Origin of the sequence: Pseudomonas lopnurensis, assembly GCF_015070855.1 — a bacterium.
Lineage (GTDB): Bacteria > Pseudomonadota > Gammaproteobacteria > Pseudomonadales > Pseudomonadaceae > Stutzerimonas > Stutzerimonas lopnurensis.
This window is the reverse complement of sequence record NZ_JADDIX010000098.1, coordinates 60,110-73,991: the sequence shown is the minus strand read 5'-3', so window position 1 is coordinate 73,991 and position 13,882 is coordinate 60,110. Positions and strand designations below refer to the sequence as shown.

Sequence of the window (13,882 nt, the reverse complement as noted above, 5' to 3'; positions counted from 1 at the left end):
TCGGCGTCCCCCCGGGCTCCTACCGATTGAAACGCAGCCCCGTAGAGTGGAAAACCGCGCAGCGTTTTCCACCGACAGGACCGAAGACACCTTGGTGGGCAAGGCTTTCCCGTTGCCCACCCCAGACTGGAGCCGTTATGGATTTGTCGCCAAGAGAAAAAGACAAGCTGTTGATCTTCACCGCCGGCCTGGTCGCCGAACGACGCCTGGCGCGCGGCGTGAAGCTCAACTACCCGGAGGCGATGGCCTACATCTCCGCGGCGCTGCTCGAAGGGGCGCGCGACGGCCAGACGGTGGCCGAGCTGATGCACTACGGCACCACCCTGCTGACCCGCGAACAGGTGATGGAAGGCGTGCCGGAAATGATTCCGGAGATCCAGGTCGAGGCCACCTTTCCGGACGGCACCAAGCTCGTCACCGTGCATCAACCAATTCCCTGAGAAAGGGGTCAATGTCTACCTTGACCATTTCCCGAAGGATTTTCACCGTGCTGATACGTGACGCCCAGGAAACCGACCTCCCAGGCATCCTGCAGATCTACAACGACGCCGTGCACAACAGCACGGCGATCTGGAACGACACGCCGGTGGACCTGGCCAACCGCCAGGCCTGGCTCGCCGAACGCCATGCACAGGGCAACCCGGTGCTGGTGGCGCTGGACGACGACGGCCTGGTGGTCGGCTACGCGACCTACGGCCCCTGGCGGCCGCATGAGGGCTTCCGGCACACCGTCGAACACTCGGTGTACGTGCGCGAAGGCCTGCGCGGCGGCGGCATCGGCCGCGGCCTGATGCGCGAGCTGATCGGCCGCGCCCGCGCCGCCGGCAAGCACGTGATGGTCGCGGCCATCGAGAGCGAGAACCGTGCTTCGATCCATGTGCACCAGCAGCTCGGCTTCATCCACGTCGGGCAGATGCGCCAGGTGGGCTGCAAGTTCGGCCGCTGGCTCGACCTGACCTTCATGCAACTGATCCTCAACACGGAGCGCAGGACCCCATGATTCCCGGCGAATACCAGATCCAGGACGGCGACATCGAGCTCAACGCCGGCCGCCGCACCCTGACCCTCAGCGTGGCCAACAGCGGCGACCGGCCGATCCAGGTCGGCTCGCACTACCACTTCTACGAGACCAACGACGCCCTTGCCTTCGACCGCGAACAAGCGCGCGGCATGCGCCTGAACATCCCCGCCGGCACGGCGGTGCGCTTCGAGCCGGGGCAGAGCCGCGAGGTGGAACTGGTCGAGCTGGCCGGCATGCGCCGCGTGTTCGGCTTCGCCGGGCGCGTAATGGGCGACCTCTGACGCAAGCCTGATTCGTAGGGTGGAAAACGCCGAAGGCTATTCCACCGTGACCCTGACCGGTGGATGGCTTCGGCCATCCACCCTACGCGAGACGAAACGAATGAAGATTTCACGTGCCGCTTACGCCGACATGTTCGGCCCCACCGTCGGCGACAAGGTGCGCCTGGCCGATACCGAGCTGTGGATCGAAGTGGAGAAGGACTTCACCGTCTACGGCGACGAAGTGAAGTTCGGCGGTGGCAAGGTGATCCGCGACGGCATGGGCCAGGGCCAGCTGTGCGCCGCCGACGTGGTCGACACGGTCATTACCAATGCGCTGATCCTCGACCATTGGGGCATCGTCAAGGCCGACGTCGGCCTCAAGGACGGACGCATCGCCGCCATCGGCAAGGCCGGCAACCCGGACATCCAGCCCGGCGTGACCATCGCCATCGGCGGCGCCACCGAAGTGATCGCCGGCGAGGGCATGATCCTCACCGCCGGCGGCATCGACACCCACATCCACTTCATCTGCCCGCAGCAGATCGAAGAGGCCCTGATGAGCGGCACCACCACCATGATCGGCGGCGGCACGGGCCCGGCCACCGGCACCTACGCCACCACCGTCACGCCGGGGCCGTGGCACATGGCGCAGATGCTCAAGGCCGCCGAGGCCTTCCCGATGAACATCGGCTTCACCGGCAAGGGCAACGTCTCGCTGCCCGAGCCATTGATCGAGCAGATCGAGGCCGGCGCGATCGGCCTCAAGCTGCACGAGGACTGGGGCACCACCCCGGCGGCCATAGACAACTGCCTGAGCGTGGCCGACCAGTACGACATCCAGGTGGCGATCCACACCGACACGCTGAACGAATCCGGCTTCGTCGAGACCACCCTCGGGGCGTTCAAGGGCCGCACCATCCACACCTACCACACCGAGGGCGCCGGCGGCGGCCATGCGCCGGACATCATCAAGGCCTGCGGCTTCCCCAACGTGCTGCCCAGCTCGACCAACCCGACCCGGCCGTTCACCAAGAACACCATCGACGAGCACCTGGACATGCTGATGGTCTGCCACCATCTCGACCCGAGCATCGCCGAGGACGTCGCCTTCGCCGAAAGCCGCATCCGTCGCGAGACCATCGCCGCCGAGGACATCCTGCATGACCTCGGGGCCTTTTCGATGATCAGTTCGGACAGCCAGGCCATGGGCCGCGTCGGCGAGGTGATCACCCGTACCTGGCAGACCGCCGACAAGATGAAGAAGCAGCGCGGGCCGCTGGCCGAGGATGCGCCGGGCAACGACAACTTCCGCGCCAAGCGCTACATCGCCAAGTACACCATCAACCCGGCGATCACCCACGGCATCAGCCACGAGGTGGGCTCGATCGAGGTGGGCAAGTGGGCCGACCTGGTGCTCTGGCGTCCCGCCTTCTTCGGCGTCAAGCCGACGCTGATCCTCAAGGGCGGGGTCATCGCCGCCAGCCTGATGGGCGACGCCAACGCCTCCATCCCGACGCCGCAGCCGGTGCACTACCGGCCGATGTTCGGCAGCTACGGCGGCAGCCTGCATGCGTCGAGCTTCACCTTCATCAGCCAGGCGGCGCTCGCGGCCGGCGTGCCGGAACAGCTGGGGCTGAAGAAGAAGATCGGCGTGGTCAAGGGCTGCCGCAGCGTGCAGAAGAAAGACCTGATCCACAACGACTACACGCCGACCATCGACGTCGACCCGCAGAACTACCAGGTCAGGGCCGACGGCCAGTTACTCTGGTGCGAGCCGGCCGAAGAATTGCCGATGGCGCAGCGCTATTTCCTCTTCTGAAGGCCGCCCCGCCGCCCCGCCGCGCCCCGAGCGGCGGGCAGTATCTCGGCGCTACTGGGCCGGCTCGGCCTCACACTCCTTCAGCCTGCCCATGCTGTGACGGTGGGTCCAGCCATGGAGCACCACGATGGGTCGAAAGCACGCGCCGTGCCGCTCGATGGTGCATCCGGGCACCGGCAGGCGCAGCCGTCCGTCGCGTTACCCCGGTCTTTGTATACAAAAATCCAGTCCAAGCCCCCCGGCAGCGCCTACGCTCCAAGAGGGGTTCGCCACCGAATCGGCCGGTCGCTCCCCTGAGATGTGCGCGGGCAATACGGTACGCGGAACAGTAACTGCATACAAATGACACCCTGCCTTGAGCAAGAGCATCACCATGACCGAACACAACTTCCGTGTCCCCCAGGCTGACCCTTCACTGCACAACGCCGACCTCGCGCCACTGCCGCCCGGCGAACGCAAATGGGGCTGGTTCGAGATCTTCAACGTTTGGTCCAACGATATCCAAAGCCTGTTCGGCTACACCCTGGCCGCCACCCTGTTCATCAGCTACGGCCTGAACGGTTGGGCGGTGCTGGCCGGTATCGTCCTGGCCGGTTTCATCGTCATGGGCCTGGTGCAACTCACCGGCAAGCCCAGCGTCAAATACGGCATCCCCTTCCCGGTCATGGCCCGAGCCAGCATGGGCGTGCGCGGGGCGAACTTCCCGGCCATGGTGCGCGGCATCGTCGCGATTTTCTGGTACGGCGTGCAGACCTATTTCGCCTCGACCGCCGTCGCCCTGCTGCTCAAGACACTTCTCAACAGCGATGGTGCAACCGCGACCCTGCTCGGGCTGAGCGCCATCGACTGGCTCGCCTACATACTCGTCTGCGCCTTCCAGGTCGCGCTGTTCGTCCGTGGCGTGGACTGGGTGACGCGCTTTCTCAACTGGGCCGGCCCGCTGGTCTATCTGGTGATGATCGTGCTGATGATCGCCATCTGGTACCAGGCCGGGCCGAGCCTGCTCGGCGCCCTGGGTAGCATCTTCAGCGGCAGCGGCGAGTACGCCGGCGGCCCGCTGGCTGCCTTCGCCGCCGTGGTCGGGACCATGGTCGCCTACTTCGCCGCGGTGGTGATCAACTACGGGGACTTCGCCCGCTTCGTCAAGGACGAGCGGCAGATGCGCATCGGCAACTTCCTCGGCCTGCCGGTGAGCCTCGCGGTCTTCTCGGTCATCGCGCTGGTGATCACCGCCGGAACCGTGGTGGTGTTCGGCGAGACCCTTACCAACCCAACGGACATCGTCGCGAGGATCGACAACGTCACCCTGACCATCGTCGCCGCCATCACCTTCTTCGCCGCCACCGTGGGCATCAACCTGGTGGCCAACTTCATCCCGCCAGCGTACGACATCGCCAACCTAGCGCCGGCGCGCATCAGCGCCCGCACGGGCGGCTTCATCACCGCCGCCATCGCCTTCTTCATCGGTGCCTTCTGGGTGGCCTTCATCAGCAGCATGGGCATCGCCGCCTTCGTCGACACCCTCGGGGCGGTGCTCGCACCGCTGTACGGCATCATCGTCGCCGACTACTACCTGGTGCGCCGCCAGCAACTGGACCTGCAGGCGCTGTTCAGCGCCGAAGCGGGCGCCCCCTACTACTTCAACGCCGGCTGGAACCGCAGGGCGGTGATCGCCTTCGGCATTGCCTCGGTCTTTTCCGTGGCCTCGGTGTGGACGCCGGGCCTCGAGGCGCTGTCCGGTTTCGCCTGGCTGCTCGGCGCGCTGTTCGGCGGCCTGCTGCACTGGCTGTTGATGCGCCGTCAGGCACAGTCGGTCAGCGCCGCGATCGGCACACGGTAAGCCATCGAGCCGTTCCTGCCCGCCCATTCCCAGGCGGACATCGGCCTCGACAGCGGACACTAGGGATTTGAGGTTCAGCTCGCGGCGAGCGCTCAGCGCAGTTGGCTGTCCTTGCTGCCGCGACGGTTGTAGCCGCTGAACTTGGCTTCGTGCCTGTCCTGTTCGTTCTGACAGGCGATGCACAGTCGCACGCCCTTGACCGCCTGGCGGCGCGCCTCGGGAATCTTCGCGCCGCATTCCTCGCAGTGCGTCAGGCTCTCGCCCTGCCCCAGCTTGCTGCGCGCACGCTGAATGGCGTCCTCGATGGTGCTGTCGATCTGCTCCTGTACCGCGCCGTCGTTCGCCCAACCTGTGGCCATGGTTGCCTCGCTTGCCGGCCGCTCGGGGGCCGGCGCTCAGATGCCGATGTTCATTCGAACCCTTGCCCAGCGTGCGGGTTCAGCCGGGCGAAATCCAGTACGCCGGAGATCGCGCATGCCGGCGGCATTCATCCTCATCCAGCGATCCTGCACAGAGCGACGCCGCCTGTCGAGAGAGACCGGGCAAGCGACGGATGGGCCTCGCCGACGGATGTCGCTGGTTATGCTTGCCGAGGCCCTGCACCGAGGCCCGGCGCCGCCAGCCATCCACCCATGTGCGAAGCCCATGACGCTCAAGACCATCCTGCTACCGCTCCTGCTCGTTGCTGGCTGCGCCACGGAAACCAAGGTGCTTGAGCGCGAGCTGGGCGCCTTCGACCTCAAGCTGGGCTCCGCCCCCACGCGCAGCATGGCCCATGGGCTGGTGCAGCCGACGACCGCCGGGGTCTTCCATGGCGGCCTCGACCTGACCCATGCCAGCGGCTGGTACGTCGGCCAATGGTCGCCCAACGTCGGCCTCGTCGACGACGGTCAGCTGGAGATGAATTCCTACCTGGGCTTCGCCCGCCAGCCCTTCGACGAAGCGCCGGGCTACGAGCTGGGGCTGATCCACTACAGCTTCCCGGAAATCGATGGCCGGGACCGCGATGAATACTATGCCGGGCTGAATTTCGCCGGCACCCGCCTGGGCGCGGCGCTGAGCAGCAAGCCGCAACGCACCGACAGCACGCTGTACCTCGATTTCGGCTCGGTGACGCCGTTCGGCGTCGGCCTGCGGATGAAGTACGGCACCTACACCCTGGACCAGCCGCGCTTTCTCGGAGACGGCAGCAGCGTCCGGGTGTTCAACGACTGGTCGCTGAACCTGTCGCGCCCCTGGCTCGGCATCCAGCTCGACTTTTCCTACACCGATTCGGACCTGCAGGGCCCCGAGTGCGGCGCCTACTCCGGGCAGAACGCCCAGTGCGCCAGCCTGCTGATGCTCAGGGCCGAGCGACCGCTGTATTGAGCGTCGCGCGGCGGGTCACTCCTTGACCTGCATGTATTCCTCGGCCCAGACCACGTACTCGTCGGCGGTGGAATATTTCACCGACAGTTGCGAGGCGTTCAGGTCCAGCGCATCGACCTGGCGCTGCTCGCGCAGGCAGTCGTAGGTGGCCTTGATCGCGGCGAAGTAGGCGGCATGGCCGTTGACCACGATGCGCACGCCGAGCGCGGCCAGGCGGGCGTTGTCGCGCAGGTTCGGGTTGCCGTAGGTGACCAGCATCAACGGCGTGCTGAGCTGGCTGGCGATGCTTTCCAGGTGGTCGAAGTCCTCGATGCCGACCAGGCAGATGGCGTCGGCACCGGCCTTCTCGTAGGCCTGGGCGCGGGCGATCACCTCCTCGAAGCCGATCACGCCGGCATTGGTGCGGGCGATGATGGCCATTTCCTGATCGACGCGCGCCTCCAGCGCCGCGCGGATCTTGCCGACCGCCTCGAACATGCCGATCAGGTCGGTGGACTTGCGGCCGAATTTCGGCGGCAGCAGGGTGTCCTCGATGGTCAGCGCGGAAATCCCGGCGCGCTCCAGTTCGGTCACGGTACGCATCACGTTGAGTGCGTTGCCATAGCCATGGTCGGCATCGGCGAGCACCGGCAGCTGCGCCACCCGGCAGATGCGCGTGGCCTGCTCGACGAACTCGCTGAGGGTGATGAGGTTGAAGTCCGGCGCGGCCAGCACCTGCAGGGAGGCGACCGAGCCGCCGAGGATACCGACCTCGAAGCCGAGATCGGCGGCGATGCGCGCCGACATCGGGTCGAACACCGAGGCGGTGTGGTAGCAGCGGTCGGAGGTCAGGAGCTGGCGGAAGTTGCTGCGCAGGGTGTGGTGGGAAAGTCGTTGCATGGTGGTTACCTGAGTTAAGCGGGCACGCAAGGGTCGAAACGCCCTGTCGAATCAGATTGTTGGAAGCGGACCAGGGGGTCAAACGACACACCGGCCGCCGAAAAAAAACTGCCCTGGCAGGTTACCGGTGCAATCACGGGGCCAGGCCGGCGGACCATTACAGCGAGGCGCCCTGCCGGCGCTGCACGTAGGCCATGAACAGGCCGCTGGCGATGATCACCGCCATGCCGAGCAAGGCCCCGGCGTCCGGCGCATGGTCGAAGGCGACGTAGCCGACGATACCGGCGAAGACTATCTGCCCGTAGGTGAACGGCGCCAGCGTGGCCGCGCTGGCGAAGCGGAAGGCATTGGTCAGTAGCAGGTGGCCGAGCATGGCCATGCCGCCGAGGGCGGCCATCAGCATACCGTCGTGCAGCGTCGGCGTGCGCCAGTTGAAGATCACCAGCACGCTCATCGTCACGCAGCCGACCAGGCTGGTGAGGTAGTTGCTGGTCACCGGGTGGTCGGTACCGGCGAGGCGCCGCGTGATCAACTGGTACAGGGTGAACGACAGCGCCGCGCCGAACGGCAGCAGCACCGCCGGGGTGAACAGCGCGCTGCCCGGGCGCACGATGATCAATACCCCGACCAGGCCGAAGCCCACGGCAATCCACTGGTTGCGACTCACCCGCTCGCCCAGCAGTGCCGAGGCGACGGTCACCAGCAGCGGCGTCAGGAAGATCACCGCGGTGGCCTCGGCCAGCGGGATGAAGTGCAGACCGTTGATGAACAGCAGGCTGACGCTGACCAGGCTCAGCCCGCGCAGCAACTGCGGCCAGGGGCGCAGCGTGCGGAACACGCGCTGCCCCATGCGCGGCACGAACAGGGCGGTCATCAGCACCGTCTGCGCGACGTAGCGCGCCCAGATGACCAGGAATACCGGGTAGAGCTCGGAGAGATGTTTGGCCAGCCCGTCATGGCTGGCCAGCAGCACGCCCGAGAGCAATATCAGCAGAACGCCGTAAAGCGGGTGGTGGTGGTCGTTCAAGGAAAGCCCCAAGCGGCTTGTTAGCGAGCTAATGATTATGCCTGCAATTGCCGTCCCAGTCAGGCGAAGCGGCGAATGGCTGGCACCTCGCTTTTGGCGCGCACTGGCGGGACGATCGCATGAAGCCCCGTTCTTGCCTGCCCTCCCGGCGCCCCTTTTCCGCAGGTGGAAGAGGGGGAGCCGCCGTCCGGAAAGCCCGGCTTTCAGGTATGATGCCCGGCTTTTGCCGAGCCGCGCCGCATGACGCGGCGTCCGAGTAGTCGAGATGTACCAGCTGAGACCGATGCAGGAGCGCGATATTCCTGCCGTACTGGCGATCCAGGAACAGTCCTATGCCGCCGAAGTCCTGGAAGAGGAGGCGGTGATCCGCTCACGCCTGGCCGCCTGCCCGCAGCTCGCCTGGGTCGCGGAAGATGCGCAGGGCGTCTGCGCCTACCTGTTCGCCTACCCTTCGCGACTGGGCAAGGTGACGCCGCTGGATGGCGAGTTCCAGCCGCATGACGAGGCGGACTGTCTTTACCTCCATGATCTGGCCGTAGCCGGCCGGGCCGCTGGCCGCGGCATCGGCCCGGCGCTGGTGCAGCACAACCTGCAACAGGCCAGGGGTGCGAAGCTGCGCTACTCGGCATTGGTGTCGGTACAGGATTCGGCAGGCTTCTGGTCGCGCCTGGGTTATGCCGCCCACGACGAACTGGAACCCCGGCAGGCCGACAACCTGGCGAGCTATCGCATGCCTGCGGTGTATATGGTGCAAAGCCTGCACCATTAGCGTGCGCACCCCGGGCACCCAGCCGTATTGCGCACCATATAGGTGCTTAAAAGCCCCATTATCTGGCACGGTTGTGCCGTAGAGCGGCAGTACGCGCGTTCTGGGCCAGGGTTGGCAAGCACCTTGCTCGGAATCCAGTGACTATCCGACCGGAACGCTGCAATGCTGGTGATACGCCAACGCATCGAGGCCCGCCCAGACTGGCAGGCCGAACTCGAACTGACCTACGACGCGCGCAGCAAGAGCCGCCTGCGCTGCTTCAGCACCACCGGCGAAGAGGTGGGCCTGTTTCTCGAACGCGGCCAGCCGCCGCTGCACGACGGTGAATGCCTGCTGGCTGGCGATGGCCGCGTGGTGCGGGTGCGTGCTCGCCCCGAACAGTTGCTGCACGTCACCTGCGCCAGCGCTTTCGAGCTGACCCGCGCCGCCTACCACCTGGGCAACCGCCACGTCGCCCTGCAGATCGGCGACGGCTGGCTGCGCCTGCTCGACGACTACGTACTCAGGGACATGCTGCTGCAACTGGGCGCCACGGTGCAGGCCGTCGAGGCGCCGTTCCAGCCCGAGCATGGCGCCTATGGCGGCGGCCATCATCATTCCCATGCCGGCGAGGCGGAGTTCAGCTACGCGCCGCGCCTGCACCAGTTCGGCGCACGCAAGTGAGTGCAAGCGGCCCCGTCGCGCCGCCTGCCAGCGGGCCGAATCCCGCCTGGGCGCTGCTGCGGCTCGCCAGCCCGCAGTTGCCGATCGGCGGCTACAGCTATTCCCAGGGCCTGGAAATGGCGGTCGAGACCGGCCTGGTAGCCGATCCGGACAGTGCCCGGCGCTGGCTGCACGATCAGTTGCTGCTCAACCTGGCCCGCTTCGAGGCGCCGCTGCTGCTGGCCCATTGCGAAGCCGCCGCGCGGAACGACTGGCAAAGCCTTCTGTGGCTGGCCGCCGAGCACCGCGCCAGCCGGGAAACCCGCGAACTGCAACTGGAAAGCCGGCAGATGGGCTATTCGCTGGCCCTGCTGCTGGACGGCCTGCCGGAACTCGATGCTGCCGCGCGCCGCTGCCTGGCCGATGCCGGCGAACCCGGCCTCGCCCTGGCCTGGGCGCTGGCCGCCCGCGCCTGGAACATCACGCCCACCGACGCACTCGCCGCCTGGCTCTGGGGCTGGCTGGAGAATCAGTTGGCGGTGCTGATGAAGACCCTGCCGCTGGGCCAGCAGGCCGCGCAGCGGCTTACCTCCCAGTTGCTGCCGACGCTGACGCAGGCACAGCGCCAGGCCAGCGAGCTGCCGGCGGATGCCTGGGGCAGCGCGCCGTTCGGGCTGGTGCTGACCAGCATGGCGCATGAGCGGCAGTACAGTCGGTTGTTCAGGTCGTGAGGGCCTTTTCCAGCCTCGCCATGGGATCGTGCACGGAGCCGCGGACGTCGCCTGTAGGCATACGTTGTCGCGCAGCGAATACATCGTGGTGCAAGACCGCCGTAGGAGCGGGCCATGCCCGCGAAAGACGGTCACGCGGTGTACGGGGTTTGTTCGCAGGCATGGCCTGCTCCTACAGGCCTACCCATTGCCCGGCCCGACACAATCCAGCCCGGCGCCAATCCCGTTCACCAGCAAGCTCGCCCCCACGCTCGAGCGATGCAACCATCTACACAGGGCCTGTGCCCGACTACCCGCTTTCGTCAAGAGGAGACCACCCATGACCACCCAACCCCTGCGCGTCGGCATCGGCGGGCCGGTCGGCTCCGGCAAGACCGCCCTGACCCTGGCGCTGTGCCAGGCGCTACGCGAACGCTACAACCTCGCCGTGGTGACCAACGACATCTACACCCAGGAAGACGCCCAGTTCCTGGTGCGCAACGAAGCCCTGGCGCCCGAGCGCATCATCGGTGTGGAAACCGGCGGCTGCCCGCACACGGCGATCCGCGAGGACGCCTCGATCAACCTTGAGGCGGTCGAGCAGCTCAACCGCCGCTTTCCCGGCCTCGACCTGATCATCGTCGAGTCTGGCGGCGACAATCTCTCGGCCACCTTCAGCCCGGAACTCTCCGACCTGACCATTTATGTGATCGACGTCTCCGCCGGCGACAAGCTGCCGCGCAAGGGCGGCCCGGGCATCTGCAAGTCCGACCTGCTGGTGATCAACAAGATCGACCTGGCGCCCATGGTCGGCGCCTCGCTGGAAGTCATGGACCGCGACGCGCGCAAGATGCGCGGCGACAAGCCTTTCGTGTTCAGCAACCAGAAGGTCGGCCAGGGCCTCGACGAGATCATCGCCTTCATCGAGAAACAGGGAATGCTCAACGCAGCCTGAGCGGAATCGTTCCTGTGGGCACGAGCTTGCTCGCGAAATGCTCGAAGCGCTTCGCCAGCAGGACTCGACGTCCCCAGGCCCCTTACACGACAAACCGCGATCCGCGCTTTACGAATCGCCTTCGCCGAATCATGACCGCCCTGCAAAACCAGAGGAATACCGCATGAACCTGCACAGAAAACTCGTCTTCGCCTGCGCACTGCTGCTCAGCCCGGCCCTGGCCTTCGCCCATGCCGGCCACGATCATTCCGGCCTCATGGCCGGCATCGCGCATCCGATATTCGGGCTCGACCACCTGCTGGCGATGCTCGCGGTCGGGCTTTGGGCTGCACAGCAACAGGGCAAGGCGCGCTGGGCGCTGCCGCTGACCTTCGTCGCGACCATGCTGCTCGGCGGCCTGTTCGGCTTCGCCGGGATCGAAATGCCGCTGATGGAAACCGGGATCGCCGGGTCGGTGCTGGCCCTGGGGCTGCTGGTAGCGCTGGCGGTGCGTCCGCCGCTGGCGATCGCAGCGGCGCTGACCGCCCTGTTCGCCCTCAGCCATGGCGTCGCCCACGGCCTGGAGCTGCCGGAGCTGTCCAGCCCATGGGGCTACGCCGCCGGCTTCGTCGCCGCCACCGCTGCCCTGCATGCCGCCGGCTATGCGCTGGTGCGCTACCTGCCGCAGGCCGCCGCGCCCCTGGTGCGCATCGCCGGCGCCGCCGCGGCGCTCACTGGCGCCTGGCTGCTGGCCGCCTGAGCGTCGCTCAACCGGCATGGCGTCGTGCACGCCATGCCGTCGCCTCAGATACGTCCCTGGCGCAACGCCAGGCTGAGCCGGTCGACCACCTCGGCCCAGTCGGCATCCTCGAGAATCTCGTCGCGCAGGAAGGCCGCCTGGGCCGGACTCCAGAACGGCGCATCGGCCAGGTACAGGCCTTCCGGCAGGGGCGAATGGGTCTCGATGAAGCGCCTGATCGAGGCATCGTCATTGGGCAGGCCCAATTGTTCGAACAGATTGTGGAAGGCGTGGATCGACTGTTCCATGTGAATCTCCGGTACTGGAAGCGGGAATGAACGACTTGAGTATCGTCCATTCCCATGAATGCGATGGCGGCAACGGGACGCTCAGCGGAACGGCGGCTCGTCGAAGCTGCGCAGCTTGCGCGAGTGCAACGAGTTGAGCTGGCTGCGCAACAGATCCAGCGCGGTGATGCCGATCTTCAGGTGCTGGCTGACCGCCCGCTCGTAGAAGGCATTGGCCGAACCCGGCAGCTTGATCTCGCTGTGCAGCGGCTTGTCCGACACGCACAGCAGCGTCCCGTAGGGCACCCGCAGGCGATAGCCCTGGGCGGCGATGGTGCCGCTCTCCATGTCTACCGCCACCGCCCGCGAGAGATTGATCAGCGGCCGCTCCTGCGCCCAGCGCAATTCCCAGTTGCGGTCGTCGTAGGTCAGCACGGTGCCGGTGCGCAGGCGCTTCTTCAGCGCCTCGCCCTGCTCGCCGGTCACCTTCGCGGCCGACTCCTGCAGCGCCTGCTGCACCTCGGCCAGTGCCGGCAGCGGGATATGCGGCGGCAGCACGCGGTCGAGGATGCCGTCGCGGCGCATGTAGGCGTGCGCCAGCACGTAGTCGCCGATCGACTGCGACTGCCGCAGCCCGCCGCAATGGCCGATCATCAGCCAGCAGTGCGGGCGCAGCACGGCGAGGTGGTCGGTGATGTTCTTCGCGTTGGACGGGCCGACGCCGATGTTGACCAGGGTAACGCCGTGGCCGTCCTCGGCGATCAGGTGATAGGCCGGCATCTGGTAGCGGTGCCACATCACCCCGCCGATGATTGCCTGGGCCTCGCCCTCCTCCATGCCGCGCTCGATCGCCACGTTGCCCGGCAGCACCATGCGCACGAAGCGGGTGTCGTCACGCAACTGATCGAGGCCGTGGCGGATGAACTGGTCGACGTAGCGGTGATAGTTGGTCAGCAGGATCCACGGCTGCACGTGGCGCCAGTCGCTGCCGGTGTAATGCACCAGGCGGCGCAGGGAGAAGTCCACGCGCGCGGCGTCGAACAGCGCCAGCGGATAGGGATCGGCATGCTCCCAGTCGTACAGGCCATCGGCGATGTCGTCGGTGGCGGCGGACAGGTCGGTGCTGGGGAATACCCGCGCCAGCTCGGCCGCGGTCACCCCGCTGCCGGCCAGCTCGTCGCCCTGCTCGATGACATAGGGGTAAGGAATGTTGCGCTCGCTCATGCCGACTTCCACCTTGACGTTGAAGTCGTGCATCAACGGCCGCAGTTGGTCGAGCAGGTAGGCGCGAAACGCCGCCGGGTGAGTCACCGTGACGCTGTAGACGCCAGGCGCCTGGACCTTGGCGTAGGCGCGGGTGGAAGCCGGCACTTCGCCGTGGCATTCGTAGGTCAGGCGCAACTGCGGATAGCGGAACAGGCTGCGCTCGTCGGCACCCGGTTCGGTGCGGCTGGCGACGTAGCGCTTGAGCGCCAGGTTGAGCGCCGCGGTGGCGCGCTGGTGGAGTTCGGCAAGGTAGTCCACGGCAGCTTCGGCGCTGGTGGCAATGCGAAAGGTATCACCGGCTGGATTCATGCTGGATTT

At 66.6% G+C, this 13,882-nt stretch carries 16 protein-coding genes; 11 read left to right on the top strand and 5 right to left on the bottom strand.

Annotated elements, in window-relative coordinates; translation table 11 throughout:
- The first annotated feature begins 137 nt into the window (after nt 1-137).
- The 5 genes from ureA to IN820_RS20440 all read left to right on the top strand — a co-directional run bounded on the left by ureA (nt 138) and on the right by IN820_RS20440 (nt 4,943).
- A complete protein-coding gene (gene ureA / locus IN820_RS20460; protein WP_102894691.1) occupies nt 138-440 on the top strand; it encodes an urease subunit gamma in 303 nt (100 codons plus the stop codon).
- A gap of 47 nt (nt 441-487) precedes the next feature.
- Nucleotides 488-1,000 (top strand): GNAT family N-acetyltransferase, encoded by a 513-nt coding sequence (locus IN820_RS20455; RefSeq protein WP_313026250.1) that lies wholly within the window; start codon nt 488-490, stop codon nt 998-1,000.
- Nucleotides 997-1,302 carry an urease subunit beta gene (locus IN820_RS20450; protein ID WP_193682726.1) on the top strand — a complete coding sequence of 102 codons (306 nt, stop codon included), beginning with the start codon at nt 997-999 and terminating at the stop codon, nt 1,300-1,302. The genes IN820_RS20455 and IN820_RS20450 overlap by 4 nt, the downstream gene beginning before the upstream one ends.
- 100 nt (nt 1,303-1,402) lie before the next feature.
- On the top strand, nt 1,403-3,103 hold the full coding sequence (gene ureC / locus IN820_RS20445; RefSeq protein ID WP_193682725.1) for an urease subunit alpha: 1,701 nt from the start codon (nt 1,403-1,405) through the stop codon (nt 3,101-3,103).
- Nucleotides 3,104-3,476: 373 nt separating this feature from the next.
- A complete protein-coding gene (locus tag IN820_RS20440) occupies nt 3,477-4,943 on the top strand; it encodes an NCS1 family nucleobase:cation symporter-1 (RefSeq protein WP_193682724.1) in 1,467 nt (488 codons plus the stop codon).
- A gap of 92 nt (nt 4,944-5,035) precedes the next feature.
- Here the strand turns inward: IN820_RS20440 and IN820_RS20435 are convergent, their stop codons facing one another.
- Nucleotides 5,036-5,302 carry a DksA/TraR family C4-type zinc finger protein gene (locus tag IN820_RS20435; protein ID WP_193682723.1) on the bottom strand — a complete coding sequence of 89 codons (267 nt, stop codon included), beginning with the start codon at nt 5,300-5,302 and terminating at the stop codon, nt 5,036-5,038.
- A 286-nt stretch (nt 5,303-5,588) separates the two neighbouring features.
- Between IN820_RS20435 and IN820_RS20430 the strand changes: the two genes are divergently transcribed.
- On the top strand, nt 5,589-6,311 hold the full coding sequence (locus tag IN820_RS20430) for a TorF family putative porin (RefSeq protein WP_193682722.1): 723 nt from the start codon (nt 5,589-5,591) through the stop codon (nt 6,309-6,311).
- A gap of 15 nt (nt 6,312-6,326) precedes the next feature.
- Here the strand turns inward: IN820_RS20430 and IN820_RS20425 are convergent, their stop codons facing one another.
- Both IN820_RS20425 and IN820_RS20420 read right to left on the bottom strand, forming a co-directional pair.
- Nucleotides 6,327-7,190 (bottom strand): isocitrate lyase/PEP mutase family protein, encoded by an 864-nt coding sequence (locus tag IN820_RS20425; RefSeq protein ID WP_193682721.1) that lies wholly within the window; start codon nt 7,188-7,190, stop codon nt 6,327-6,329.
- Nucleotides 7,191-7,347: 157 nt separating this feature from the next.
- Complete coding sequence (locus tag IN820_RS20420; protein ID WP_193682720.1) at nt 7,348-8,217, bottom strand: DMT family transporter; 870 nt, start codon at nt 8,215-8,217, stop codon at nt 7,348-7,350.
- A gap of 283 nt (nt 8,218-8,500) precedes the next feature.
- Here IN820_RS20420 and IN820_RS20415 point away from each other — a divergent pair, with 283 nt between their 5' ends.
- The 5 genes from IN820_RS20415 (at nt 8,501) to IN820_RS20395 (ending at nt 12,032) form a co-directional block, all read left to right on the top strand.
- On the top strand, nt 8,501-8,986 hold the full coding sequence (locus IN820_RS20415; RefSeq protein WP_193682811.1) for a GNAT family N-acetyltransferase: 486 nt from the start codon (nt 8,501-8,503) through the stop codon (nt 8,984-8,986).
- Nucleotides 8,987-9,148: 162 nt separating this feature from the next.
- A complete protein-coding gene (gene ureE, locus IN820_RS20410; RefSeq protein WP_193682719.1) occupies nt 9,149-9,649 on the top strand; it encodes an urease accessory protein UreE in 501 nt (166 codons plus the stop codon).
- Complete coding sequence (locus IN820_RS20405) at nt 9,646-10,359, top strand: urease accessory protein UreF (RefSeq protein ID WP_193682718.1); 714 nt, start codon at nt 9,646-9,648, stop codon at nt 10,357-10,359. Before ureE ends, IN820_RS20405 begins: the two co-directional genes overlap by 4 nt.
- Nucleotides 10,360-10,678: 319 nt before the next feature.
- Complete coding sequence (gene ureG / locus IN820_RS20400; RefSeq protein WP_193682717.1) at nt 10,679-11,293, top strand: urease accessory protein UreG; 615 nt, start codon at nt 10,679-10,681, stop codon at nt 11,291-11,293.
- A 163-nt stretch (nt 11,294-11,456) separates the two neighbouring features.
- Nucleotides 11,457-12,032 carry a HupE/UreJ family protein gene (locus IN820_RS20395; protein ID WP_193682716.1) on the top strand — a complete coding sequence of 192 codons (576 nt, stop codon included), beginning with the start codon at nt 11,457-11,459 and terminating at the stop codon, nt 12,030-12,032.
- 44 nt (nt 12,033-12,076) lie between these two features.
- Here the strand turns inward: IN820_RS20395 and IN820_RS20390 are convergent, their stop codons facing one another.
- Complete coding sequence (locus IN820_RS20390; RefSeq protein WP_193682715.1) at nt 12,077-12,319, bottom strand: DUF2789 domain-containing protein; 243 nt, start codon at nt 12,317-12,319, stop codon at nt 12,077-12,079.
- An 81-nt stretch (nt 12,320-12,400) separates the two neighbouring features.
- On the bottom strand, nt 12,401-13,873 hold the full coding sequence (gene amn / locus IN820_RS20385; RefSeq protein WP_193682714.1) for an AMP nucleosidase: 1,473 nt from the start codon (nt 13,871-13,873) through the stop codon (nt 12,401-12,403).
- Between the last annotated feature and the right edge of the window lie 9 nt (nt 13,874-13,882).